This is a genomic window from Slackia piriformis YIT 12062 (assembly GCF_000296445.1).
GTDB classification, from domain to species: Bacteria; Actinomycetota; Coriobacteriia; order Coriobacteriales; family Eggerthellaceae; genus Slackia; species Slackia piriformis.
The window spans coordinates 1,162,143-1,188,477 of the sequence record NZ_JH815198.1 but is presented as its reverse complement, the minus strand read 5'-3'; the positions used below and the strand labels follow the sequence as shown (position 1 = coordinate 1,188,477).

At 56.6% G+C, this 26,335-nt stretch carries 20 protein-coding genes; 14 read left to right on the top strand and 6 right to left on the bottom strand.

Annotation, left to right across the window (positions count from 1 at the left end):
- Nucleotides 1–104: 104 nt before the first annotated feature.
- Complete coding sequence (locus tag HMPREF9451_RS05260; RefSeq protein ID WP_009139265.1) at nucleotides 105–758, bottom strand: TetR/AcrR family transcriptional regulator C-terminal domain-containing protein; 654 nt, start codon at nucleotides 756–758, stop codon at nucleotides 105–107.
- Nucleotides 759–1,104: 346 nt separating this feature from the next.
- On the opposite strand from HMPREF9451_RS05260, the gene HMPREF9451_RS05255 reads away from it, so the two are divergent.
- From HMPREF9451_RS05255 to HMPREF9451_RS05235, 5 genes are all read left to right on the top strand, one after another.
- Entirely contained in the window at nucleotides 1,105–2,259 is a 1,155-nt protein-coding gene (locus HMPREF9451_RS05255; RefSeq protein ID WP_009139264.1) for an acyl-CoA dehydrogenase family protein, read from the top strand.
- Nucleotides 2,260–2,490: 231 nt separating this feature from the next.
- The gene (locus HMPREF9451_RS05250; protein ID WP_009139263.1) at nucleotides 2,491–3,249 is read left to right on the top strand and encodes an adenine nucleotide alpha hydrolase family protein; all 759 of its coding nucleotides are present in this window, start codon (nucleotides 2,491–2,493) and stop codon (nucleotides 3,247–3,249) included.
- 19 nt (nucleotides 3,250–3,268) lie between these two features.
- A complete protein-coding gene (locus tag HMPREF9451_RS05245; RefSeq protein ID WP_009139262.1) occupies nucleotides 3,269–4,159 on the top strand; it encodes an electron transfer flavoprotein subunit alpha/FixB family protein in 891 nt (296 codons plus the stop codon).
- An 85-nt stretch (nucleotides 4,160–4,244) separates the two neighbouring features.
- Nucleotides 4,245–5,537: an FAD-dependent oxidoreductase gene (locus tag HMPREF9451_RS05240; protein WP_009139261.1), complete on the top strand. Its 1,293-nt coding sequence runs from the start codon at nucleotides 4,245–4,247 to the stop codon at nucleotides 5,535–5,537.
- Nucleotides 5,534–5,830, top strand: a complete 297-nt coding sequence (locus tag HMPREF9451_RS05235) for a ferredoxin family protein (RefSeq protein WP_009139260.1) — start codon at nucleotides 5,534–5,536, stop codon at nucleotides 5,828–5,830. Before HMPREF9451_RS05240 ends, HMPREF9451_RS05235 begins: the two co-directional genes overlap by 4 nt.
- Before the next feature lie 786 nt (nucleotides 5,831–6,616).
- On the opposite strand, the gene HMPREF9451_RS05230 is transcribed toward HMPREF9451_RS05235, so the two are convergent.
- Nucleotides 6,617–8,068: a response regulator transcription factor gene (locus tag HMPREF9451_RS05230; protein WP_009139259.1), complete on the bottom strand. Its 1,452-nt coding sequence runs from the start codon at nucleotides 8,066–8,068 to the stop codon at nucleotides 6,617–6,619.
- 567 nt (nucleotides 8,069–8,635) lie between these two features.
- On the opposite strand from HMPREF9451_RS05230, the gene HMPREF9451_RS05225 reads away from it, so the two are divergent.
- From HMPREF9451_RS05225 to HMPREF9451_RS05195, 7 genes are all read left to right on the top strand, one after another.
- Nucleotides 8,636–9,907 (top strand): MFS transporter, encoded by a 1,272-nt coding sequence (locus tag HMPREF9451_RS05225; protein WP_009139258.1) that lies wholly within the window; start codon nucleotides 8,636–8,638, stop codon nucleotides 9,905–9,907.
- 162 nt (nucleotides 9,908–10,069) lie between these two features.
- Nucleotides 10,070–11,041, top strand: coding sequence for an acetyl esterase (aes, locus tag HMPREF9451_RS05220; RefSeq protein WP_009139257.1), 972 nt, complete (start codon nucleotides 10,070–10,072; stop codon nucleotides 11,039–11,041).
- Nucleotides 11,042–11,184: 143 nt separating this feature from the next.
- Nucleotides 11,185–12,336, top strand: a complete 1,152-nt coding sequence (gene caiA / locus HMPREF9451_RS05215; RefSeq protein ID WP_009139256.1) for a crotonobetainyl-CoA dehydrogenase — start codon at nucleotides 11,185–11,187, stop codon at nucleotides 12,334–12,336.
- A 100-nt stretch (nucleotides 12,337–12,436) separates the two neighbouring features.
- On the top strand, nucleotides 12,437–13,651 hold the full coding sequence (gene caiB, locus HMPREF9451_RS05210) for an L-carnitine CoA-transferase (RefSeq protein ID WP_009139255.1): 1,215 nt from the start codon (nucleotides 12,437–12,439) through the stop codon (nucleotides 13,649–13,651).
- A 107-nt stretch (nucleotides 13,652–13,758) separates the two neighbouring features.
- Nucleotides 13,759–15,300: a crotonobetaine/carnitine-CoA ligase gene (gene caiC / locus HMPREF9451_RS05205; protein WP_232204093.1), complete on the top strand. Its 1,542-nt coding sequence runs from the start codon at nucleotides 13,759–13,761 to the stop codon at nucleotides 15,298–15,300.
- Between the two features lie 69 nt (nucleotides 15,301–15,369).
- Entirely contained in the window at nucleotides 15,370–16,263 is an 894-nt protein-coding gene (locus HMPREF9451_RS05200) for a MaoC/PaaZ C-terminal domain-containing protein (protein ID WP_009139253.1), read from the top strand.
- 76 nt (nucleotides 16,264–16,339) lie between these two features.
- Nucleotides 16,340–17,842 (top strand): MFS transporter, encoded by a 1,503-nt coding sequence (locus tag HMPREF9451_RS05195; protein WP_009139252.1) that lies wholly within the window; start codon nucleotides 16,340–16,342, stop codon nucleotides 17,840–17,842.
- A 361-nt stretch (nucleotides 17,843–18,203) separates the two neighbouring features.
- Here HMPREF9451_RS05195 and HMPREF9451_RS05190 read toward each other — a convergent pair whose 3' ends face one another.
- The 3 genes from HMPREF9451_RS05190 to HMPREF9451_RS05180 form a co-directional block, all read right to left on the bottom strand.
- Entirely contained in the window at nucleotides 18,204–18,989 is a 786-nt protein-coding gene (locus HMPREF9451_RS05190) for an enoyl-CoA hydratase/isomerase family protein (RefSeq protein ID WP_009139251.1), read from the bottom strand.
- A gap of 477 nt (nucleotides 18,990–19,466) precedes the next feature.
- Nucleotides 19,467–20,822: an aspartate aminotransferase family protein gene (locus HMPREF9451_RS05185; RefSeq protein ID WP_009139250.1), complete on the bottom strand. Its 1,356-nt coding sequence runs from the start codon at nucleotides 20,820–20,822 to the stop codon at nucleotides 19,467–19,469.
- A gap of 111 nt (nucleotides 20,823–20,933) precedes the next feature.
- Complete coding sequence (locus tag HMPREF9451_RS05180; protein ID WP_009139249.1) at nucleotides 20,934–22,055, bottom strand: YkvI family membrane protein; 1,122 nt, start codon at nucleotides 22,053–22,055, stop codon at nucleotides 20,934–20,936.
- A gap of 295 nt (nucleotides 22,056–22,350) precedes the next feature.
- Between HMPREF9451_RS05180 and HMPREF9451_RS05175 the strand changes: the two genes are divergently transcribed.
- Nucleotides 22,351–23,514 carry an acyl-CoA dehydrogenase family protein gene (locus HMPREF9451_RS05175; RefSeq protein WP_009139248.1) on the top strand — a complete coding sequence of 388 codons (1,164 nt, stop codon included), beginning with the start codon at nucleotides 22,351–22,353 and terminating at the stop codon, nucleotides 23,512–23,514.
- A gap of 357 nt (nucleotides 23,515–23,871) precedes the next feature.
- On the top strand, nucleotides 23,872–25,131 hold the full coding sequence (locus HMPREF9451_RS05170) for an MFS transporter (protein WP_009139247.1): 1,260 nt from the start codon (nucleotides 23,872–23,874) through the stop codon (nucleotides 25,129–25,131).
- 130 nt (nucleotides 25,132–25,261) lie between these two features.
- Here the strand turns inward: HMPREF9451_RS05170 and HMPREF9451_RS05165 are convergent, their stop codons facing one another.
- Nucleotides 25,262–26,158: a LysR family transcriptional regulator gene (locus HMPREF9451_RS05165; protein WP_009139246.1), complete on the bottom strand. Its 897-nt coding sequence runs from the start codon at nucleotides 26,156–26,158 to the stop codon at nucleotides 25,262–25,264.
- Nucleotides 26,159–26,335 lie beyond the last annotated feature (177 nt).

Here is a 26,335-nt window from a genome sequence, read left to right as displayed (position 1 = left end):
GGGAGGGCGGAATGGGTGTCGAAACGAAGCGTAGTGCATAAAGCGTGCGATGGCAGCGGGGCTATTCGGCGGGACGACAAGTAATTCCGCTGAATAGCGATCGCTTAGAGAACGCGGCGGAATTGCTGCTCTTTGATCATGTGTTCTATCGAATCGTGGACGATATTGCCGAAGGGGTCTATGTCGGAGAGAATGTCGTGTTCGGCGGGGTCGCAAAGGCGGTTGGCCATATAGGTGACTATTGCGCCTGCATAGAATTCGGCGAGAAACCGGATGCTGGATTCGCTGAGGGTTCGGTTGCTCAGGATGAACCGAATGTCCTTTTCGAGGGCGGGAGTGTACAGTTCGAGCAGGTAGGCGCGCAAGCCGTCGGGGTCGTTCGAGCGAAGGGCTTTGGCGTAATAGGCGCGACGGTTCTGGAACGTGTCCGCAAGAGCGCAGAAGAATCCCGATCCGTCGAGAGAGCGGATGCCGGTTTTTTTAAGCGTGTAGTACGGTAAATCCGGCATGGCATACTCGCCGCTCTCCTCGTAGACAAGGGATGCTCCCTCAAAGCGCTCCTGGAGTAGGCTTGCAAGGTCGTTGCGGAAAATCCAGCGAATGAGATGGCTCTTGTCGTTGAAGTGATAATAAAAAGTTTTCCTGTTTTTGCCCGATGCGGCAACGATGTCAGAAACCGATATTTTCTCAAGAGGAAAACGCTCGGCGAGGCTTACGAAGGCGTCTCCCATCAATTTCATGGTGTCGATTGAACCCATGCTAACCTCCTGACGGAAAACAGATGGACGAAATAGATTAACTGGGTAAAATCCTACCACAAAAATACAAGGGAATGGAATATGGGAAGCTATTCGAAACTACCTGAAAGTATAATGAAAATTAAATATAATCCCAGGTTAAATAAGAAAATATCCGTTTTTCTCGGCGTAAGATCTATATATGGGAGCGAAAACCAACGGAGATGGTTATACATAGCCTTCTGTTGATACTATTTGCTCACAATCTAAAAACTGACCATCCATCACTCTCCAATTCTGGCGTATTGTTGCCCTATCGAAGCGAGGCGAAAGCCTCGGCAGCATACCCATCGTTAAGGAGGACGTAATGGATTTCGCTCTTACCGACGAACAAGAGCTCTTGCTTGAAAGCGTGCGTGAATTCTGCGATCGCTATTTCACCGAGGACGTCGTCAAGGAGATGTACGAGACCCACAGCATGCCCCAGGAAATCGCCGAGGCGTATCGCGATGCCGGCTTCGGCCTCATGGGCATCCCCGAGGAATATGGTGGAATTCCTGCCGACAAGGTTACCCTCGGCCTCATGATCGAAGAGCTGTATCGCTGCAGCGGTTGCATGCACATCCTCTATCAGAACTCTCTTTCTATGTTCGACATCATGGAGTTCGGCACCGAGCAACAGAAGCAGGATGCTGTTGACCACTACATGGAGACCGGCTGGCCTATCGCCTCTCTGTCCATCTCCGAGCCGGGCGCTGGCTCTGACAACCGCTCCATGACCTGCGTTGCCAAGAAGCAGGCAGACGGCACCTATCGCCTCAACGGTCAGAAGACCTGGGTCACCATGGGCGCTGTTCTTCCGTACACCATCGTTGTCGCCAAGGACGAGGATGCATCTCGCGAAAACGGCAAGATGAGCCTCTGGTACATCAAGATGGACACCCCGGGCGTGAGCACCGCTCCGCTGCACAAGATCGGTCAGCAGTGCATTCCTTTCTGCGAGGTTTATCTTGATGATGTCGTCGTCACCGAAGAGGACCGCATGGGCGAGCCGGGCGAAGGCTTCATGATGCTCATGAAGAACTTCGAGGTCGAGCGTGCCTTCATTGTAGCCGAGCAGGTCGGTCTTGCTCAGGCCGCTCTTGAGGATGCTGCGAAGTATGCCAACCAGCGTATCGCCTTCGGCAAGCCCATCTCCAAGCTGCAGATGATTCAGGAGAAGCTGTGCGACATGGAGGTTGCTGTTCAGAATACGCGCAACATGCTCTACAAGACCCTGTGGAAGCTCGACAACGGCGAGTCCGTTCAGCTCGACTCCGCACTGCTCAAGCGCTACGGCTGCTCCGAGTGCTTCAAGGTTGCAGACCAGGCTCTGTCCATCTACGGCGGTCTTGGCTACACCCAGGAGGTTCGCATCGGCCGTATTTGGGCTGACTTGCGCGGCAATATGTTCGGCGGCGGCACCCATGAGGTCATGGCATACATTGCAGGACGTCAGGTTTCGAAGAAGTATGCTGACTAAATAAAGCCAGGTCAGGGGTTTGTCGGTAGATATCACATGAAATTGAGTATATGTCATTTCATAGTGTTTGCGCGATGAACCCCGCTGTTTTGCATCGCATAATGCAATTGCTCAGTTTCAAACCGGCATCGCGACGGTTTTCGGATGAAAGCTCGATTGCGAATGTTGGCGTGGAATCTGCTAAATCAAAATCATAGATGTGATTTTGCAACGAGAAAGGAAAGGTACAGGATGAAAATCGTTGTTTCCTTCAAGGTCGTTTCCGACGACCAGGACATCCAGGTGTCCGGCGACGGCAGCCTCGACTTCTCCAAGGCTCACAAGATCGTTTCTACTTACGATCTCAATGCCATGGAGGCAGCTGCTCAGCTCGCTGCTGCTAACGAGGGCGCCTCTGTCGTGGGCGTGACCGTGGGCGACGCGAAGATCGACGACTCCAAGCTCAAGAAGAACGTTCTCGCCCGTGGCGTTGACGAGCTCTTCATGACCGCCGATGACGCATGCGCCGATATGGACGCTCATGCCACCGCTGCCGCTTTGGCCGATCTGCTCGGCAAGGTCGGCGAGTACGACCTCATCCTCTGCGGCGACGGCTCCGCTGACAACTATGCGCAGCAGGTTGACGTTCAGCTCGCTGCCAAGCTTGGTCTGCCCGTTGTCAACGGCGCTGCCAAGATCGAGCTCGGTGCCGGCGTTGCAACCGTCGAGCGTGTTCTCGAAGACGTTGTCGAGACCGTCGAGGTTCCTCTGCCCGCCGTCATCTCTGTCGTTCCCGACGTTGCTTTGCCCCGCATTCCGGGCATGAAGGACATTCTTGCTGCAGGCAAGAAGCCGATGAACGTTTCCGCCGCCGACGGTGCTTACGCTGCAGCCCTCGAGGTTGTTGACTGCAAGGCTCCCGAGCAGGCTGATCGCAAGCTCGAGATCATTGACGCCTCCGAGGATGGCGCTATCGAGAAGTTCGCCGCTGCCATCAAGGCCGCGCTGTAAGGGAAGGGTGGATTCCAAGATGAAAGCATTCGTTCTCGCTGAACGCACCGACGCTGCTGCAGAGCTCTGCGCTGGCGCTCGCACCATGGCCGACGAGGTCGTTCTCGTTGCTGTTGCCGACATGGAAGTCCCCGCAGCTTGCGCTGACAAGGTTCTGCATGTCGCTCTCCCCGAAGGCGCTGTCTTCGACGATGCTGCCGACACCGTGATCGCTGCATTCGACGCAGAGACCCCGGGCGTTGTGCTCGCCGAGCCGACCAAGCATGTGAAGGTTATCGCTGGCAAGCTCGCGGCTCATGCAGGCGCTGCTGTCGTCACCGACGCAATAGCTATCGTTGACGGCGTTGCCGACAACATGTACTTCGGCGGCGTTGGCATCAAGAAGCAGAAGGCTGCCGGCGAGGTTGCATTCTTCACCGTTGGCGCTGGCGTTTTCGCTGATGCTCAGGCTTCTGGCGACAACGCAGTCGAGGAGCTCGCTTGGGTTGCTCCCGCCAAGGCTGTCAAGCTCGTTTCTTCCAAGCCGATCGAGAAGAGCAGCGTTGACCTGACCAAGGCTGACGTTGTCGTCGCTGCTGGCCGTGGCTTCGCCGCTGAGGAAGACCTCCAGGTTGCTCGCGACCTCTGCGACAAACTCGGTGCCGGCCTCGGTTGCTCCCGTCCGCTCGCTGAGGGCGTTGACTGGATGCCGAAGGAGACCTACATCGGCGTTTCCGGCCTGATGCTTGCTCCCAAGGTGTATGTGGCTGCTGGTATCTCCGGCCAGATGCAGCACATGGTCGGCTGCAACCGCGCAACCACCCTGTTCGCGATCAACAAAGACAAGAACGCTCCTGTCTTCAAGCAGTGCGACTTCGGTCTGGTGGGCGACGTCAAGACCGTCCTGCCCGCTCTGGTTGCCGCTCTCTAAACAGAGCATAGACCTTTAAGCGATACGGCCGGCGCGGGTTTACCGCGCCGGCTTCTTACAAGCTCCCAAAGAAAGGATGAGGCCAATGGCAGACTTCGACGCTATCGTCGTCGGATCCGGATGCGCCGGATCGGTTGCCGCCTACGAGATCGCTAAAGCGGGCAAGAGCGTCCTGGTTGTCGAGCGCGGCAATTATGCCGGCGCAAAGAACATGACCGGTGGACGAATCTACGGTCATTGCCTGCGCGCGGTGTTCCCCGACAACTACGACGAGATTCCCTTCGAGCGCAAGGTTTCTCACGAGCGCATTTCCCTCATGTCTCCCGACTCGAACTTCACCATCGACTTCGCCTCTGACGATCTTCTGAAGGACGGTCAGGAGTCTTACACGGTTCTGCGCGGCCCCTTCGATCAGTGGCTGGCCGAGCAGGCTGAAAACGCCGGTGCCGAGTACATCTACGGCATCGCCGTCGAGAAGCTCGTCAAAGACGAATCCGGCAAGGTCATCGGCATCTTCGCCGGCGAAGACGAGATTACTGCCGACGTCGTCGTTTTGTGCGACGGTGCGAACTCCCTGCTTGCCGAGCAGGCCGTCGGCGCCGCTCGTCCCTCTGCTGCCCAGATGGCCGTTGGCATCAAGCAGGTTTACGAGCTTCCTGCGGAAGAAATCGAGAAGCGCTTCCAGTGCAATCCTGGCGAGGGCGCTGCATGGCTGTTCGCGGGCGACTGCACGCATGGCACCTTCGGCGGCGGCATCATCTACACCAACAAAGACTCCATCTCTCTCGGCATCGTCGCCGGCATCGAGGCGACTGCTACCAAGGCTTCCGTGCCTGTGTACCAGATGCTCGAGGATTTGAAGAATCGTCCTGAGGTCGCTCCTGTCCTCAAGGGCGCCAAGCTGGTCGAGCATTCTGGCCACATGGTTCCCGAGGGCGGTATCACCACGATGCCTGACCTGATTGCCGACGGCGTTTTGATCGCTGGCGACAACGCCACCATGTGCGTGAACCTCGGCTATACCGTTCGTGGTATGGACTATGCTGTTGCTGCTGGTCAGATGGCTGGTCAGTCTGCTGCAAAGGCGCTCGATGCGGGCGACACCTCCAAGGCTGGCCTGCAGTGCTACGTTGACGCGCTGGAGAATTCCTTCGTCATGAAGGACCTTCGCCAGTTCAAGAACGTGCCGAACTTCATGGAGCACTTCGATCGCATGTTCTGCGGCTATCCCGAGATGGTTCGTGACATGATGAACACCATGTTCGTCGTCGATGGCACCCCGGTTGCCCCCATGAAGAAGTCCATGATGCCTATCGTCAAGGGCATGGGCATGATGAACCTGTTCAAAGACGTTCGAGGAGCGATGAAGGCACTATGAGTGATATCAAATTCACGGTGAACGTTGACGAGTACCTGTCCCTGAACAAGTACGAAGTCGACGAGTCCAATGCACACATCGAGCTCGTCGACGATCCGTCCGACGCCGAGTTCGACAAGCTTATTCGCGTGTGTCCTGCAGCGCTGTACAAGCGCGACGAGGATGGCAACAAGTCCTTTGACTATGCCGGCTGCCTCGAGTGCGGCACCTGCCGTGTTGCTTGCGGCGATACCATTATCAAGAAATGGGAAAATCCGCAGCCTACCATGGGCGTGGAATACCGTTTCGGCTAAGACGCTTGCGTTTTAGCGCATCCTGTACGAAGCCCGCCGGCAAATGCCGACGGGCTTTCTTTGTCTCTGCGGGCACACATGGGCGTGGGCAAGCGGCACTCATGCGTCAAGGCACCAACGCGGCCATTGCGTTTCGCAGCTTCGTTTCAGAAGCATGCTTCACGCTTCAAAGTACCGACGTGGCCATATTGCGCTTCGCAGTCTCGCTTCGGAAGCGCCGTTCATGCGTTAAAGGGCGATGCGGATGCGTTCTGTTCCCATGCTCGCGGCTTGCCTCGTGGCGTTTGTGCGCCAAAGCGCTAGCGCGACCATGGATGCCTCGACGCATCATGATGTGCGGCGTCTCTGCGGGCTATGAGCCGTTATGCGGCCGTGAAGGATCCTTCCGTGCACGATTTTGCTCTTCGGCACTCGCATTTTGTACGAAACGTATCAACGGGAATCGTTGAATGCCCGTAAGAACCCGAGATAATACCTAAAATGAATCGATTTGGGTATTAAAATGCTTCTGATTTGCCCATGCGAAGCGCTGCCGCGCGCTTTTTTGGTACGTATCGTACAAAATGCGATAGCGCGGCTTCGTTTTCGTGCATGTATTTCAAAGGGGAGGGGAGTGTCGAGCTCTCGAGGGCGTGTGCTGCGCAGGAGGCGCGCACGTGGGTCGTGCTTTTGCATCGAAGGCATGAAAAAAGGCCGGAGTGAGAGCCGGCCTTCTATTGCGTTTTGCGGTTGCGGAATCGTCGCTCGTGCACGGCGGGCTTGTTGGTTCCTGCCGGTTGCGCCACCTTACGCGTCATTGCGGTGCATATTGATGTAATCGAGCAGCTCGCTTCGCTTGTGCACGTTCATTTTCGAATAGATGTGTCGGACATGCGTCTGCGTGGTGTAGGGCGAAATGACGAGCTTTTTCGAAATGTTGTCGATGGTATATCCGCGTGCGATGTATTTGAGGATTTCGCCTTCGCGCTTCGAAAGCGAGAATTCTTCGATTGCGGCGTTGCAGACTTCTTCGATTTCCGACGAAGCCGCAGGCGCCTTGGTCAGTTGTATGATGGCGCTTTCCTGGCGAAGCAGCGGAACGAGAACCATCGCAAGCAGACAGAGGAAGAAGATGGACGTGCTGGTTGAGAAATGCTCGGCCAGGAATGGATTGTGCTCGTATACGATGGCCCATCCGTCTCCGAAGAAGAATCCCAGGCGCACAACGGCGCCGGAGACAGCGAACGCCATGACCGGCGCAAGGTGTCCCTTGTTAGAGAGGGCGCCGAAGTAGGAGACGAGGAACAGCTCGAAAATGCCCGCAAGCGTTATGGTGATGATGAACGACACGTTGTAGAGCGCAGGGTCTCCGTTTGCGTAGAGGCCCAAAGCTGCGCAACAGGCCACGACGACCCAAGGAAGCAGGCGGTAGGTGGCGATTTCTTTCTTGGTGAGCTTTTGGACAAGCGAAAGAAGGAGGCACACTACGGCTGACCCGATGATTCCCGCCACATAAGACATGCCGTCGGGGAGCAGCTGGTCGATAGGGATGATTGCGATGTTGTAGTAGCACGCTACGCAGGTAATCGAGATGGCGATGGAGATGAAAAACGTCGCTCTGCTCGTTTTGGCGCGGGTCGCTTTCGGCAAGAGCGTCGGCAGCTCTTTATCCTGAAATTTCTCGTTGCTCTTCCGGTAGAGCATTGCGCTTAGCAAAGGAAGAAGAGCGACGAATATGTTGGATGCGATATGGGGCAGCAGGGTAGTGACGCTCATGGCGATGAACATGGTGATGCCGAAAGAAAGCGAGAACTTGTGGAGCGAGAAGTTCGATTTGCGAATGGCATGAAGCTCGCCCCAGGCAACCCACATGATGGCGTTGCCGGCCGCGAAGATGACGGGAAATATGATGAAGCCGAAGACGAGGTTGTTGAGAATCGTCCCGAGTGCGCCGAAAGCCATCGTGGCTATACAGGTGGCCGCTGAAGCGACCCACATGATGACGGGCTGCTTGTAGATATGAACCTTGGTAAAGACGAAAGGCGTCGTGAGGAATGCGAACCCGGTTAAAGCGAGTGTCGAAAGCCAGGAGAACGTGACGGCGTCGTCGGTAATGGGCAGCGTAGAGAACATACTCGGAGAGAACCAAAGGCAGTAATACCACGCCAGAATGAGGCTTAGTCCTAAGTAACGAATGCCGAAACGTTCGCGATTTTCTGGTGATAGAAGTGCTTTGGCGTCAGAGTCTTCAGAACGCATGTTCCCTCCCCATATCGTGCGATAAAAGGCTCGAATACATAGGGTTCGATTGTAGAGACGAGGCCCTCTCATTGCCATTCTCTATCGTAAAGCCAATAAACCCCTTGGTGAATCATCCCAGATTTCCCTGATGACAGGCATCCCTTGAAATTGAGTACCTCGAGCAAAACTACTCACACGCGATCGAGTAAAGCGATATTCATAGCGATTGAGCGATGCGGCTCTATGGCGTTGAGCACAAGATATCCACATCTGGTCTTGCGGTTTGTGGAGAACTGAGTGAAACCCTCCGAATGGCCGCAAGGGAGCGTCCATCCCTTGAGAGGAGGCAGATCAACGTCGGCGAAGGGGCCGAATCCGACTAGATCGCGCACACGCGATCACATCCCGCGAGTCCTTATATAGACCTCGCGCTTTCGGTTTGAGTTCGAGACAGACCGAAAACGCGCCGGCAGGGTACTGAGGTCGGCGAGGGGAGCCGAGGACTATATAAGCAGGGAAGGGATGTTGGGGATTTCTGCAAGGTTTCGCTGAGGCCTTGCGGGATACATGAGAAAGGGAAATCACATGTCTTTTCTTGCTAAGAGCAAGGGCGAGGTGACGTACAAGGACCTTACGGGCTTCCATAAGTGGTTCTTGATCATCCTCATTTCTATGGGTTCTTCTATTATCTACACGCCCATGTATCTGAAGAACGTCTTCTACGATCCTCTGATGCAGGGCCTCGGCTGCACCAATGCCGACCTCGGCGCCATGGTGTCGTTCTACGGCATCGCAGCCGTTATCTTCTACCTGCCTTCCGGAGTTCTCGCTGACAAGTTCCGCATGCGTACGCTTGCAACGTGGGGCTTCATCGGCACCGCCATCCTGACCTTCGTCTATGCGACCCTGCCGTCCGTGACGATGTGCTACGTGCTCTTCGGCGGCATGGGCATCACTTCCATCCTCATTTGGTGGGGCACCCGCTTCAAGGTCATTCGTCTGTGCTGCGAAGAGGACGAATATCCCACCAAGATCGGCATCAGCTACTCCATCTACGGCGCTGTGGGTCTGATCATCGGCTTGATCAACGCCGCAATCGTGGCTGCTATTCCGATTCCGTCCGCCGGCATCCAGGCCGTCTTGATCTTCCTGGGCGTCATTATCGCTTTGCTCGGCATTCTGTCCTACATCTTCATGCCCGACTTCAAGGGCGAGATCAACAAAGACGCCAAGGGCTTCAGCGTTGCCGACGCCGTGGAGGCCGTCAAGACCCCCGGCGTTATCTGGGCATGCCTCGCATACTTCTGCGTGTACACGGTGTATCAGGGCGCTACCTACACCACCCCGTACCTGACTTCGCTCGGCACCGACTCCAACCTCGTTAACGTCGTCGGCCTCATCCGTACCTACGGTATCGGCCTGCTCGCAGGCCCCGCGCTCGGCGTCATCGCCGCTCGCATCAAGAGCACCAAGACCATCATGGGCTGCTTGGTTCTCGCGCTGGTCATCCTGGGCGTCTTCATCGTCCTGCCGCAAGATCCCGGCATGGCCATCATCGCCGTCTGCCTGGTCGTCGTCTTCGGCTTCGCCACCTACGGCGCATTCTCCATCGGCTCTTCGCCGCTGTCCGAGCTGGGCATCCCGATGCGCATCTTCGGCACCGCTGCAGGTTTGCTGTCCGTTATCGGCTTCTGCCCGGACATCTTCATCCACACCTGGTACGGCGGCATGATCGATGCTTCCGGCGACGCTGCCTACAATATGATCTTCGCGATCGAGGCAGTCTTCGCAATCGCCGGCGTCTTCTTCCTCTTCATGTGCCTGCGCACCGTGAAGAAGCACCTCGCCGCCAAATAAGGCGAACGGTTCTAAACCTGAGGCTTGGCCGCTTTCGCGGCGGCCAAGCACGGCCCCTTCATCGGCTCTGCCTCATCCGATGAGATAACAAGGCGCGGAGGCAGGCTCAGTTAACCCTTCGCGCCTCCCAGTACATTCGCATTCATGCAAAGGAATGGATTCATGGAGAATAAAGTCGACGCACATGCTCTTATGAACGACCAGATGAAAGCAGTTCTCGCGAAAAGCGCTGAGCTTGCCGGTAGCGACGCTTTCGCAACCGACGCGGGCTTTGAGGGCATGCGCGAGAACTACACCAAAGAACGCAAGTTCTGGAACGAAGGCGGCCCGGTCATGGCCAAGACCGTCGACGAGATGTTCGACGGCCCCATGGGCGAATTCAAGGTTCGCTTCTACTATCCCGTCGAGGCCGAAAAGCTTCCGGCGATCGTGTTCATCCACGGCGGCGGATTCGTGGTGGGCAATCCCGACACGCACGACCGTGTTTGCCGCATCCTCGCGGAAAAGACCGGTGCTGCGGTCGTAAGCGTGGATTATCACCTGTCCCCGGAGTCTAAGTATCCCACCAACATCAAGGAGTGCGCGCTCGTTGCCAAGTATCTGCACGAGCACGGCGAGGAGAAGGGCATCGACGGCGAGGACATTTCTTTCGCCGGCGATTCCGGCGGAGCGGTCCTTTCCATGGCCACGAACCTGTGGCTGCGCGATGAAGAGGGCGACAACTCCTACGTGAAGTCTCTGCTTCTGTACTACGGCTTCTACGGTTTGATGGATTCTCCTTCCCGCCGTTTGTTCGGATGGGAATTCGACGGCATGCGCAAGGAAGACCTCGTGTACTACAACCAGTGCTGGCTCAACGACCTGGCAACCGAGTCCGAGGCTCCCTATGTGGACATGCTCTCCAACGACCTCAAGACCAGCATGGCGCCTTGCTACATCGCAGCTGCCGGTCTTGACCCCTTGCGCGACGACAGCGCCTGTCTTTCCGCCGTGCTCGACAGCAACGGCATTGACAACGAATTCGAAGTTTTCGAAGGCGTGCTTCATGCATTCGTGCATTACTCCCGCATGCTCGACGAGGCAGGAATCTGCATCGAGCATAGCGCTGAATTCTGGAAGAACCGCCGTGCCTAGCACGCGGCTGGCGGCCCGTCTATGGCGGTCGCATAGAAAACCTGCAGCCCGGCATTTCGCGGCTGCATCCGATTTAGGTAATTCGGCGCATCTCCAAAACGGAATGCGCTGATGGAAATCCTTATAGCAAACAGGAGGTTATCATGGATTTCAAGCTGTCCGACGAGCAGGAGCTTATCGTTGCGTCTTACCGCGACTACATGGAGAGCGAAAACTGGGAGACCTACTTCCATGAGTGCGACGAGAAGCACGAGTATCCTCTGCGCTGGACGCAGGGTCTGTGCGAGCTCGGTCTCGACCGCATCATGCTCGACGAGGAGCATGGCGGATTGGGCCTCGAGGAGCCCCTCACCACGTTGATGGCGATCTATGAGGTTTTGGGCCAGTACGGCGCTCCGACCTACGTCCTCTATCTGCTCACCGGCTACAACACCATTGTCCGCGAGGGCACCGAAGAGCAGATCGAAGCCTGCCTGAAATATCTCGGCACCGGCGAGCAGGTTGTCAACTCCGCATGCACCGAGCCGGGCGCGGGTTCTGACGTCTCCGGCTTGCAGACCACCTACAAGCGTGAGAACGGCAAGATCTACCTCAACGGCACCAAGACCTTCATCACCTCTTCTCTGGGCGTGAAGTATCTCATCATCATGTGCCGCGACGCCGACAACCCGGATGTCATCTCCGAGTTCTTCGTCGACATGTCCAAGCCTGGTATCAAGCTGTCCCCGCTGACCAAGCTCGGCCTGCGTATGGACTCTTGCTGCGAGGTCTACCTCGACAACGTCGAGATGGAGGAGAAGGACTTCTTCGGCAAAGAGGGCAACGGTTTCAACCGCGGCGTTTCCGACTTCAACTTCGAGCGTTGGCTCGTCGGCGCTTGCGACTACGGCACCGCAATCTCTGCTTTCGAGGATGCTGCCAAGCATGCTTGGACCCGTATCGCTTTCGGCAAGCCGGTCGCTCGCTTCCAGCTGAACTCCCTGAAGTTCGCCCACATGGCCATTAAGCTCGACTCCATGCGCAACATGCTCTATGAGACGGCTTGGGATGCAGACCACAATCTCGGCGGCGACGTGGACGCTGGCCGCGCTGCAATGTGCAAGTACTTCTGCGCCAACGCTTCCTTCGAGGTTGTCGACGACGCTATGCAGGTCATGGGCGGTATCGCCGTTGCTTCCGAGCATCGCATCAACCGCATCTGGCGCGACCTGCGCGTCGATCGCGTCTCCGGCGGTACCGACGAGATGATGATTCTCACCGCCTCCAAGAACGCCATCAAGCCCTATCGTCAGTAATAGCGCTTCATCGTTCTTAACCCTTAGGGATTGACGGGCAAGGGGCGGAAAGCCGTCCGCCCCTGCGACCCGCCAGGATATAAGAAAGGTCGTGTATATCATGGCAATTCCTACTGAAAAACCGTCCTTCGGCCCCCTCGATGGCGTCAAGGTTGTCTATGCAGCAGTCGAGCTTGCTTGCCCGAAGGCCGCAGACCTGATGGCAGACTGGGGCGCTGACGTCATCTGGCTCGAGAACACGGGCGCAGGCGACACCATCCGCGACACCGCGAACGTCAAGCAGGCCGAGCGCCGCAACCAGCGTTCCGTCTCTATCAACTACTTCTCCGAAGAGGGCAAGAAGGCTTTCTTCGAGATCGTCAAAGACGCCGACATCTTCATGGAGGCATCCAAGGGCGGCACCTGGGCTCGCAAGGGCATCACGGATGACGTTCTGTGGGAGCTCAACCCCAAGATGGTCATCGTCCATGTTTCCGGCTTCGGCCAGGAGGGCGATCCCAAGATGGTCAAGCGCGCCGCTTACGACCTGACCGTCATGGCCTACTCCGGCATCATCATGCAGAACGGCACCCCCGAGCAGCCTATGCTCCCCGGACCTTACGCTGGCGACTACTTCAACACCTTGATGATCGGCTTCTCCACGATGGCCGCTCTCTACAAGGCAGAGAAGTCCGGCAAGGGCGAGTCCATCGACCTCGCAATGTATGAGACCTTGCTGTCCATCGGTCAGTACTACCTGGTCGACTACCTCAATGACGGCGTGAAGTGGCCTCGTCCCGGCGCTCGCAACCAGAACCTCTGCGGCATCGGCGAGTTCGAGTGCAAGGACGGCTTCCTGGGCGTTTGCCTCTACGGCGTCGACCAGAACAAGCACTTCCTGGAGACCATCGGCCTCGGCCATCTCTGGGGCACCGAGGATATCCCCGAGGATACCTCGGGTCTGTGGCTTTCCAACCCGCATGCCGAAGAGATCCAGGCTGCGTTCGAGAAGTACTGCCTCGAGCACTCCAAGTTCGAGATCGAAGAGGACTTCGCTGCTCACCGCATCGCTGCTCAGGTGATTAACGACCTCGACGACCTGCCGAACCAGGAGCACATGAAGCTTCGCAACAACTGGCTCGACTGGGAGACCGTCGACGGCGAGACCTTCCACGGCCTCGGCATTTTCCCGAAGTTCAAGAACAACCCGGGCCAGGTCTGGCGTCCGATGCCCAAGCAGGGCGGCGACACCATCGACGTTCTGGTCAAGGCCGGCTACACCGAGGAACAGGTGCGCGAGCTTGCCGAGCAGGGCGTTGTCAAGATCAGCGAATAACGCGATTTTCTAAAGCCGTCTAAGCGGCTAACGCAGCGCGGAGCCCGAGCAATCGGGCTCCGCGTATACAAGAGGGGAAAGGAACGGGCCGAAGCATGTGCGGCATCGTGGGAAATGAGAATATCCGCAACCTTTGGGACGGGCTTGCCCGCTACAAAGGCGATCGAGAGTTTCTGGTGTTCGAAGACTGCGACGGTACCGTTACGCGTTTCACTTACGGGCAGTTCGATGCGCTGATCAACCGCACAGCGAACTATTTCCTCGAGCTCGGCGTCGAAAAGGGCGAAAACGTCGCGGTGCAGCTCTATAACTCGCCCGAGTATCTTTCCGTCACGTTCGCCCTCGCGAAGATCGGCGCCGTGTCGGTTCCTATCAATATGCAGCATAAGGTCGAAGAGTGCGCGTTCGTCTTCGAACGTTGCGCCATCCGCGTGCTGGTGACCGAGCCCGATTTTCAGGAGTTCTACTACGGCGAAAAGGCCGGATGCTCCATGGAAACCGTGCTCGTTTGCCATGCAGCCGGCGAATTCCTCGAACAGGGGGCCGTCGATTTCGACACCGAGGTTGCACGCCAGTCCTCTGTTCTGACCGAGATTCGCGAACTCGACTCCCACGACGTGGCAGAGATCATGTTCACCTCGGGGACGACATCGTGTCCGAAGGGTGTCGAGCTGACCCATTACAACCTGCTTTACAGCGGTCTGTACGGCGATTGGGAGTTTTGTCTGACGCCCGAAGACCGTTTCCTCACCACCATGCCGGCGTTTCATTCGAACTTTCAGCTTTCCGCCCTGATGCCGGTGCTTACAGCGGGCGCGACCCTCGTCTTCTTGAGGAAGTACAGCGCGCGCCGCTTCTGGAAACAGGTTCGCGCTCATCGCGCAACGGCGGTTCAGGCCGTCGCCATGATGGCGCGCACCATGATGATGCAGCCGGTCGATCCCGAAGAGCGCGATCACCAGGTGCGCACGGTGCAGTATTACCTCTCCATCTCTACTGAGGAGAAAGACGCGTTCGAGAAGCGCTTTGGCGTTCGTCTGCAGAACTGCTACGGCTCCACCGAATCGGTGTGCTGGGTGTTGACCGATCTTGCCTACGGCGATCGCCAGTGGCCTTCCGTCGGGCGTGCGGGCCTGGGCTACGACGTCGATATCGTGAACGAGGAAGGCGCATCGTGTGCTCCAGGCGAAATCGGCGAGATCGTGGTGAGCGGCGTTATGGGGGAGACCCTCATGAAAGGCTACTACAACGACCCCAAGGCAACGGCGCGCACCTTCGACGCGCAGGGGAGGTTCCTTACGGGCGACAAGGGCTACCGCGACGAGAGCGGATGGTTCTATTTCGTAGACCGCAAAAGCAACATGATCAAGCGCGCGGGCGAGAACATTTCGGCCTCTGAGGTCGAAGGGGTGCTGCTCGATTATCCCGGCGTCGCCGAAGCGGCGGTTATAGGCGTAGACGATTCTGTGCGCGACCAGGCCGTCAAGGCGTTCGTCGTTTTCGAGGAAGGCGCACGCAAAGACGAAGAGGCCCTGCGTTCGTACTGCGCCGGCCGCTTGGCGGATTTCAAAGTTCCGACGCTGTTCGAATTTCCCTCGGAGCTTCCCCATACAAGCGTGGGAAAGGTCGCGAAAAAGCTGCTGAGCTAACGAAATTGCAATATCGGCGAGCAGCCGCCCGCCGATATGAATGCATGTTCCAACAAGGAGGAGGAAATCATGGCAATTTCAACCGAAATCGTAGGAAAGACCTTCGGTCCGTTCGTGCGAGACTACACCTTCAAAGACCTTGAGATCTGCGCGCTGGGCTGCGGCTGCGCATGGGATGGCAAGGTCGACCTCGAATACGTCAACGAGCACGATGCGAAAAACCCCGATTTGAAGGTGCTGCCGATTTTCGGCGTGCCGCTGACGGTCAACGAGGAAATGACCACCACGCTCGACTACGGCTTTGACTACTCCGGATCTTTGCACTACGGTATCGATGTGTATTTCCACGCTCCGTTCAAGATGAACGACCATATTGAGACCTTTGTCACCCAGGAGGCAATCTGGGATCGTGGCGAGGGCCGCGGGTCTCTTTCCAAGCAGGTGGGCAAATCCTACAGCTCCGACGGTACGCATCTGTGCACGGTCGAGACGTACGACTGCTGCATCTATGACGGCGGGTTTGGTGGCGAACAGCCTCCGAAAGACGTTGTGGAGTATCCCGACCGCGAACCCGACCTGGTATACGAGGAGGTCTGCGGGCTGCAGTGGCCGCTCATTTACAGAATGATGGGCGATTGGCACCAGCAGCACATTGACTGGTCCTACACCGAGCAGACCGGCCTTGCCCGTCCCATCAACCACGGCGTGTGCAGTGCGGGCATTGCCATGCGCCACGTTATTAAGCTTCTGTTCCCCGGAGAGCCCGAGCGCATGAAGCGCTTCAAGTGCCGCTTCACGTCCCCCGTTCTTCCCGGAACCAAGCTGCGCACCCAGGTGTGGAAGATTTCCGATACCGAGGCCCGATTCCGTATGGTCGACGCCGAAGCGTTCGATGCCGCCGTTGCTGTGGGCGAGCGCACGCCGAAGCCGTTCTTGAATTTCTGCATCGTCGAGTGGGAATAGCGTAGTCGAAAACACCCCGGACCCGCATGCGGCACATTGGACGGATGCGGGTCTTTTGCGTTGAGAAGGAGAATGCATGGCTGATATTAAAAAGAAAACCCAGGTCACAAGTCCTACAGAGGATGAGGTGGCAGGCATGGTGCCTGCTGATGTCCGTACGCAGCGATCCTATACGGCTGAGCGTGCGCACAAACTTGCGGTCAAGGTGAAAGACATCCCTTCGTCTGCTAAGAAGGTTGCGAAAAAGACGATGGACGACGTTGCCATGACGCCGTTTCTGCGCAAGATATCCTTCTTCTCGAGCGGCGGTTCGTTTTTAGACGGGTATGTCCTTTCCCTCATCGGCGTCGCTTTGACCCAGATCGTTCCGATGTTCAACCTTACGGCGGCCGAAAGTGCTGCCATCGGCGCGTCGGTCATGGTGGGCATTTTCTTCGGTACCATTTTCGGCGGGTATCTTACCGACGCCATCGGGCGCAAGAAGATGTTCACGATCGACATCATTGCCATCGCGGTTTTTTCAATCCTGAGCGTCTTTGCCACGACGCTTCTCCAGCTTGTGCTGGCACGCTTTTTCATCGGCGTCTTCGTGGGCGCAGACTATCCGATCGCCACGTCGCTCATTGCTGAGTTCACGCCCAAGAAGCATCGCAGCGTTTCCATGGGCATGGTGTCGGCGGCGTGGTACCTGGGAGCTACCGTGGCGGCCGTGGTGGGGTATTGCCTCTACGGCGTCGAGGACGGCTGGAAATGGATGCTTGGAAGCGCTGTTGTGCCGTGCATCATCTTGCTCATAGGTCGCCACGACATCCCCGAGTCTCCCATGTGGCTCGCCCAAAAGGGGCGCATCAGAGAGGCGGAAGAGGTCGTGCACAGGGTTTTCGGCGACGATGTGGAGCTCGAACCCGAAGAGGCCATGCAGAAGGCGTCGCTTGGCAAGCTGCTGAAATCGGGCTATCTCAAGCGCATGGTCTTTTTGGGAATCTTCATCCTGTGCCAGGTGGTTCCCATGTATGCGATCTACACGTTCGGCCCGGACATCATGACGGCATTCGGCCTGGGCGAAGGCCAGGAAGCCATTCTAGGCGAAAGCGCCGTGAGCCTGTTCTTCCTGGTGGGTAGCATTCCTGCGATGTTCTGGCTCAATTCCATGGGACGTCGCAAGCTTCTGCTCATCAGCCTTGTCATGATGGCTGCAGGCCTGCTTATCCTGGGAATCTGGCCCAGCGCTCCAATATGGGTCGTTATCATCGCTTTCGGCTTGTACGCGTTTTTCAGCGGTGGACCTGGCATTTTGCAGTGGCTGTATCCTAACGAGCTGTTTCCCACGGAAGTGCGCGCGTCGGCGGTGGGCATTGCTATAGCGTTCAGCCGCGTTGGGACCATCCTGGCTACGTATGCCACGCCGATTTTTTTGGAGGCGTACGGCATCGGGCCAACCATGCTGGTTGCGGCCGGTTTGGTGGTGTTCGGCTGGGTTCTCTCTTTGGTGATGGCTCCTGAAACGAAAGGGAAGTCTCTCGCCGAGACGAGCGCCATCGAGGACGTTCCTGCTGTGCGCGAGAAACGTTCCTCTTAGGCGAAGTGCTTTCTTGGATGAGGCGCCCTTCTTGAGCGAGACTCTCCTCATTGGGCGAAATACCACCCAATGGGCATTGCTCCTTTTTCATAACGCATCGTGTAAGCGCCTGACGGCTGTCAGGCGCTTTTCTTTTCTCTTGCCCCGCGTCTTTTCCTGATTGCGCTTTTCGGATTAGGCGGGCTGTAATGTGCGATGCCGTGCTGTAGGACGGCGGTGTTGCGTCGCAGGGCGATGCCCCGCAGAGGGCGACGGTGTTGCACAATAGGGCGGTTTCGTGTCGCAGGAAGACGGCTCTTCAACGAGAAAGGCACCCCGTAGGGTGCCTTTCTCGTTATGCGGAGTTGTCAGCAAAGAGGAGTTACTTGCCCTGCCACTGCGGAGCGCGCTTCTCGACGAAGGCTGCGGGGCCTTCGATGCCGTCGGCGGTCTTTTCCAGGAAGCGGTAAGCAGCGTCGCTGTAGCGCATTGCATCTTCCTCGGACATCTGGGAAGCGGCATGAACGATGTACTTGGTCCATTTGAGAGCCAAAGGAGCGTTCTTCAGGCACTCTTCAGCGAGCTCGATTGCCTTGTCGAGGACTTCCTCTGCGGGAACGACGTAGTTGATCAGGCCGAGTTCCTTGGCCTCGGGAGCCTTGATCTTCTTGCCGGTGAGCAAAAGCTCCATGCAATCCTTGCGGTTGATGTCGCGAGCGAGGCGAACCAGACCGCCGGTGGAGGCGATGATGCCCAGGCCAACCTCGGTGCAGCCGAACTTGGCGTTCTCAGCAGCAACGACCATATCGCAGGAGACGGCGATCTCCATGCCGCCGCCGGCAGCAGAGCCGTTGCAAGCAGCAATGACGGGCTTGGAGCACAGGCGTGCGGTCAGGCCGCCGAAGCCATGCTCGGTAACGGTCTGGCACTCGCCGCCCTCGGAAAGCTCGGAGAGGTCCTCGCCGGCGCAGAAGACTTTGCCGGTGCCGGTGACGATGATTGCACGAACGGCAGGGTCGAGCTCTGCGTTGTTCATGATGTTTTCCATGGCCTTGGAAGTTGCGCCGTTGAGGGCGTTAGCAACCTCGGGACGGTTGATGCGGATGATCAGAAGGCCATCCTCGCGAAGGTCGGATACAACCGTATCGGTGCCAAAGTAATCTGCCATTGTTTCCTCCTTGAGTCTTTGCTCATTGGCTGATAGCGAGATGCTGCGCCGGCGGGGCGCTCAATCTCTTGGCTCTTACCTTAGCGATAGACCTATGGTTTTCGCATCGCGTGCTGCAGGGTATTCCTGGGTGCTCCAAGGCGGCGCATATAGACAAAATCAGCGTAGTTTTCATGAAGGAATAGTGACATGTACCGAAAATGAAATGAATTATGCATGAATCGTGAATATAGGCGCAGATTAGGCAAATGAACTCAATGCGCATAAAATACCAGGTAAATGGCATAACGATATTTATTTTCATGAAATAGCATGCAGACATAAAACGGAATTCGGGTAACAAGAAAATGAGTAGAGGCAAAATACTTGGTTATCTCATGCATGATATGCAGAATTTGCCTCAAGCCTGTATACGAAAAAGCCCTCCCAGCGGTGCTTGCACGCTTGGGAGGGCTTTGCGCTTGAGGGCCTTGCCGTCTACCAGCCCTTGCCTTCGGGCACAATGTCGTCGGCCACTTCGCCACGGGCTACTTCGCCAATAACGCGGTCGAGCACGTCGAGCGCGAAATCAAGCTGCTCGCGCGTGATGACCAGCGGCGGCTGGAATCGCAGGATCGATCCCGCGATGGTGATCATGACGACGCCTTCGTCATAGGCGCGATACACGATCTTCAGCGCATCCTTCGGGCACTTCGTACGGGTTCCGGGCTCGACGATGTCGATGCCCAGGTTGAGGCCTTTGCCGTGCACGCATCCGACGATGTCGTATTTCTCCGCCATCTCGTTGAAGCGCTTCTCAGCGTAGGCGCCCAATTCGCGCGAACGTTCGATCAGCCCCTCATCCTCGATTACGCCGATCGTGGCAAGCGAGGCCGCGCAGCAGACGGGGTTGCCGCTCGTGGTGAACAGGTGGGCGGGAAAATCGAGCGCATCCATGATTTCGGCTTTGCCGATGATCGCGGACAGGGGCATGCCCGATGCAATGGACTTGCCAACGCTCATCAGGTCGGGCTCGATGCCGAAATGCTCGATGGACCACCATTTTCCGGTGCGTCCCATGCCCTGGTTCACTTCGTCGACGGCAAACAGGATGCCGTGCTCCTTGCAGAAGGCATGGAGCTGTTCGACGTACGCCTTCGGCGGCGCGATGATTCCCAAATCGCCCGCGATGGGCTCCATGATCACACATGCGATTTCATCGGCGGGCAAATAGGTTTCAGTGGCTTCGATGAGCGGCCTCATGAAATAGGCGGCCTGCTCTTCTTCGCTTAGATGGTCCACGCCTGCATGGTAGGCGTCGGGGTAGGGGATGTGGTAGACACCCGGAACCAAAGGACCCATCTTGCGGCGCATGTTCAAGCTAATGGCGGAAAGCGTCATAGATCCGTAGGTGGAGCCGTGGTACGCGCCCTGGAAGCTGACCATGTACGGGCGACCCGTGTAGGCGCGGGCATATTTCATGATAGCGTCGTTGGCGTCGGAGCCGGAATTACCGAAGACCACTTTCTTCGGCGTGTCGCCGGGGGCGATTTCGCATAGCTTTTCGACAAGTTCCATCTCGGGGGTGTGGTACACATACGCGGGCGTGTAATGAATCAGGCGCTGCGCTTGATCGGTGATGGCCTTGACGACGCGCGGATGGCAATGTCCCACATTGGTAGCCGAGGCGCTTGCCAGAAGGTCTACGTAGGAATTGCCGTCAACGTCGTAGAGCATGGCGCCCTCGCCGTGGTCGATGACCAGGTCATAATAGGGGATGCGTGCAGCGGGCGCCATATACGCGCTCTCTTCGCGCACCATCTGCTGGGAACGTTTCTTTTCCGTGTCGGCCACGCCGACCACCTCGCTTTCTATCGATTTGCAGCATGCTTGACCGCATGCCGCATATGCTCCGAGGAGCCCTCGCGAAGAGAGCCCCCCGGTATCTGTTTGAATATTATGCGCTTACTCGCTTTTCTTGGAAGAGAAATGCCAGCGGATGTACTGGACCAAGATGATGACCATAAAGGCGATGCCGAAGTAGCCGACAAAGGGATAAATCACGTTCACCAGCGTGGAGAACGGGAGCTGGCCGCCGACCAACATGACCAGGGCCAAGGCCACGATGATGCCCTTGTATTTGACGGGGTCTTTCTCTTCGGAGGAGAACTGATTGGCCACGGAGATGATCATGGGAACGACGGTGTTGTAAATCATGACCAGCAGTACGATGGCGAATACGATGCCCACGACGGGAGAAATCATGGTTGCGAACTGCAGCGCGGGAACTTCCTGGACGCTGACATCGCTGTAGGTTGCAAGCATTGCCAGGTTCAGGCAGAAGGCGCACAGTCCTAGCAAAACGCCGCCGAACAGGCCGCCCAGGATGGCTTCCTTCTGGCTTGCCGCCTCGGTGCCCATCTTGGAGATGAACGGTACGCCTGCGAGGATGTTGTAGGCCACATACATCACGGCGCCAATAATCCACCAGCTGCTCGAATCGCCCACGCCGCGCACGACAGAGTCGCCCGCTGCGGCGATGGCGGCATCGGCGTTGGAGAGGTTGTCCCAGTTCGTAAGCAGCGCGGCAAGCGCGATGATGATCAGAAACACGATGGCTACAGGGCCAATGGAGCCAAGGACTTTGACAATGCGATTCATGCCCAGAAGAGCGCTTGCCAAAGCGATGGCGGCCATAAGCACGCTGCCCGCGAACTGAGGCAATCCGAAGTATTGGTTGAACGTTGCACCCGCTCCCGAGATCATGATGATTCCGACCAGGAAGCAGAACAGGATGGTGAACCACTCGAGGAATGTGCCGACGTATTTGCCGCAGAAGAACCTGAAGGAAGAGAAATCGGCTGATTTCGCATGCTTGTATCCGTAGTTCATGAAGACGGCGCCAAGGACGGCGAACAATGCGGTGGTCACGAGGCTGCCGGCAATGCCCGGGATTCCGTACGAGGTGAAGAACTGCATTACTTCCTGGCCCGACGCGAAGCCGGAGCCGATAAGGGTGCCGACGAGTGTTCCCGCGAATTGGAATACCTTTGCCGGCCGGACATGAGTAGCGTTTTGCTCTGACATGTCTTCCCCCCTTCCCGCCGCGTTAGGTCGCGGCGATCGAGATGTGTAAAAGAGCTTTGAGGCCCGTATGGCCTATGCTGCTGCGTGTACTTTATCGCAATAAAGTGCGAATGTGTAGGGAATCTTTCATCAGGAAACAGAATGGAAATGCTATCTATGTATGGAGCATGCCGCCAAATTGACACGCCTTGGCCGTTTTGCGCAGAAGGGGTAAGTGCCTATAATTCCGAGTGAATCATCTGAAAGCGGCCGCATCTTGGCCGGTGCTTCGAATGTCGGAGGATAGGGGGCCCGTATGGATTTTCGTTTGAGTGACGACGAGCGTGCGCTCGTTTCCGAAGTGCGTCAGTTTTGCGAGAGGTATTTCGACGAAGCGTCCGTCGCCCAATGGCGGCGTGATGGCGGTCTGCCGGACGAAGTGGTCAAGGCGTTCGTGAACCTTGACTTCAAGGGCTTCGGCGTTATCCACCGCCGCGGGCACGAATTCTACGACCTGTTCGCTCAGGTGCTCGTGCTCGAGGAGCTCTCTCGCGCATCGGGCGCTGCGCTGCCGTTTCATACCGACTTTCTCCAGCTGCAGATTCTCGAGGCGTTTGCGAGCGCGGGGCAGACGGCTCCTATCCGCGAGGAATACCAGAAGACGGGAAGGCTTGCGTTCGCCCTTGCGGTTTCGGAGCCTAGCGCGGGGTCGGATACCATGGGCATGAAAACCGCGGTTTCATTGCGCGATGACACGCTGGTGCTCAACGGCGTGAAATCCTTCGTGAACAATGGAGAATATGCTCCCGCGCTGCTTGTCGCGGCAATTGACGAAGAAGCCTCGGCCGAAAGCGGCGAGCCGGCGCTTTCGCTGTGGCTTATTCCCCGCGACCTGGAAGGGATTCGCGTGGTGCCCGAGGACAAGATCGGCCAGTCCATGCTTCCGTTTGCGAGCATTCTTTTCGACAACGTGGTCCTTGACGAATCCTATCGTCTTCGCGGCGATGCCAAAGGATTTTCCCAGCTGTTCAAATTCTTCGAATTCGGTCGCGTTTTCGTATGCGCCACGGCGCTGGGCCAGGCTCAAGCTGCCATGGAGGACGCCGTTCGGTGGGCGCAGACGCGCAGCGCCTTTGGAGCCCCCATTGCTTCTTTCCAGCAGATTCAGCAGATGCTGACCGACATGGAGGTGAAACTTGCCAACATGCGCAATCTTGTCTATCAGGCGGCATGGGAGTTCGATAGAGGAGAGCACGACCGACTAACCGTGGCCATGATGAAGCGCTACGTTCCCGCTACGGCCACGGAGGTGGCAAGCGATGCCATGCAGATTCTTGGCGGCAGGGGATACACGTCGCAAGAGCGCGTCTCTTCGATTTGGCAGGATTGCCGCGGTTTTCAGATAGCAGAAGGAACCGACCAAATCATGGTCCATATCGCCGCTCCGCTGATCATGAAGAAATACGGGGATGCATCGTAATCTTGGCATCGCGTTGTTTTGCTGATGCTGTGGCCGAAAGCCGTCGAAGGCTTTCGGCCATTTTTATGAAAGATGGGTAGTTTCTTGCATTGCAACTCATTTAGTCGAAATTGTTTAAATGACCTATTAAAACTACCTATAAGTTTTGCATATTTATGAGGGAATCCTATTGAATTATGGACATAATCTAAATTATGACCATAACGATGTGGAGATATTTAGGTGAATATACTAGGTGAGTTTGTTCTTGAATCGGTGCTCAACAATTCAAGACCGCCTTTCGCTTTCCGGGATTTCTGGCCCCCGCAAAGCGAAAGGCGACACTATCGTCCGACCTTTTACTAAGGAGGAATTACATTGGGCGAAACAACGTATACCGACAAGATGAGTGTGCGCCACATCCTCATCGCTATTACGGGCATCATGATTACATTCGGTTGCTCGGCTCTCGTTTTTTCGACGTGGAGCGCCTTCCAGGCAGTTGTTCCCGACATGCTTGGCGTTGAAAAATCCGTCTGGGCGTTCTATATCACCGTTCTGTATCTTGCCGAGGCTTTCTCGGCGCCATTCATCGGTCGCTTGATTGCAAAATACGACATCCGTATCGTGCTGAGCGTGTCCGCCCTGCTCGTGGGCGTCGGCTTCTTGCTGATCGGCTTTGTGAAGCAGCTCTGGGTGTTCTACCTTGCCGGCCTCATGATGGGTCTTGGCGAAGTGGGCATTCTGTGGTTGGCCGTTCCTACGCTTGCCAATAACTGGTTCAACCAGAAGGCCGGCACCGTGATTGGCACCTGCATGGCCTTCACCGGCATCGGCGGCGCCATCTGGCTGCAGGTGTTCAACGCCCTGTACGCCGGCGGCAACGGCATGGACATCTGGACCATCTACATCATCTGGGGCGTGGCCGCTCTGGTTACCTCGCTGCCTTTCACGCTGTTCTGCATCCGCAAGACCCCGCAGGAGGCAGGCGCGCTTCCTTACGGCAAGCCGCAGACCGCTTCGGGCAAGCCTGCCGGCATCGATGCCTCCAAGGCGCTGAAGTCCCCCGTGTTCTACACCGTGTTCCTGTTCGCGGGCATCATCAACCTGCTTACCATCGTTGCCCAGCAGTTCCCGAGCTATACCAAGTCGCTCACCGACGTCACCTTCGACGCGCTCGCCGTCGGCGTCATGATGGCTACGGTCATGATGGTCGCGCAGGCTATCTGCAAGCTCGCCCTGGGCGTTGCTGCCGATAAGAACGCCAAGCTCTCCTTCATCGCCGCATTCGTGACGGGCGTCGCAGGCGTGCTGCTGGTTTGGTTCGGCACGGGCAGCGAAATCATGCTCTATGCCGGCGCTGCAATCTACGGCTTCTTCTTCGCCGCTTGCGTCGTTTTGGTTCCCGTTATCGTTCGTCAGATCTTCGGCAATCGCGAGTATCCCGACATTTATTCCCGTATCAGCATGTTCGTGAACATCATGGGTGCTGTAGGACCGGTGTTCTGGGCATTCCTCGGCGGCTTCGGTTACCCCATTCTGTTCGCCGTCGCCATCGTGCTGCTCGTTGTGGTTTTGCTGCTGGGTCTGTACAGCTTCAGCAAGGCCAAGACCGTTCAGGATCAGTGGACCGAGTAAACCTGATCTTTGTCTAGGCATAAAAAATGGAGGCGATCGCCTCCATTTTTTATGCCGTTCTTTGGATTCGCGAATGCAATTTCCAGCGATGGTGAGCCCGTCTTTTGCTATTCGGGCATGTGCTGCGAGACTATTCTTTCATCCATTCGAAAAATCTTACGAAGTCGATAAAGTTTTCTACGGCGCGTGTTTTGTACGCGCCTGTTTTGTATGCCATGTATACAGGGTGAAAATCGTCCTCGACTTCGGATAGTTTTTTACAGATTAAATTGCGAAAAGGGGCAAGGCCGATGGTCTTGAGCGCGATTCCGACCGCATCGGGCTTGCTGTCCACCATGCTTCCAAGGGTGATCTCGTCTGCGCAGCAAGCTTCGGTAGCGGTAACTCCGTGCGTTTTGAGCAATTGGCTTACTTCAGAACCGACGGGGGTTTCGGGCGGGTAGGTGACGATGGTTTTTACGCTCTGCAAATCTTCCAAAGCGATGCTGTTGCTCCAGGCAAGCTTATTGGATTTATGCATAATCGCTACGAGTTTCTGGCTAAGCACGGGAACAAAGGTGATGTGCGGCTTGTTCGGGACAAACGCTGTGAAGACCACTTCGTATCGGTCGTTTTCGAGGTCTTCTATAAGAGGAATGGACAGTCCTTGGTAAACATTGAAAACGATGTTCTGACCGTATTGGCTGCGATACGCCTTAATGAGTTCAGGCAGGTAATCGCCTTGGATCGTATAAATGGTTCCGATATCTATACTCCCAAGAGGAGAGCCAGCGTGTTCGTGCGCAAGCGCGATGCCTTTTTCAAGGGCGTTGAGGGATTCGACCGTGTACCCATAGAATTCCTTGCCATAACGTGTGAGTTTTACGGTTCTTCCGTCTCGCTCGAATAGGGGTATTCCGAGCTCTTGCTCAAGATGGGAAATGGAATTCGAAAGCGCGGGCTGCGTGATGTAGAGCTCTTGGGCTGCTTTCGTGTAATGCTGCAATTCGGCTAATTTCCGAAAATAGTAAAGCTGAGAGAGGTTCATGGCTCTCCTCCGGTCTGTATATCGTATTTACACAATAATGTACAAAGCGAAGTGAGTCATGGGATAAAAGCCTGTTCCTGGGAGTTTTGCCTTGATCGACCGAATTGTTATCCATGTCGTTTCGCGGTCGGCCTGGGCGAAGATTTGCAGGTGTTCAAGATGGATTCTGTTCGTCGA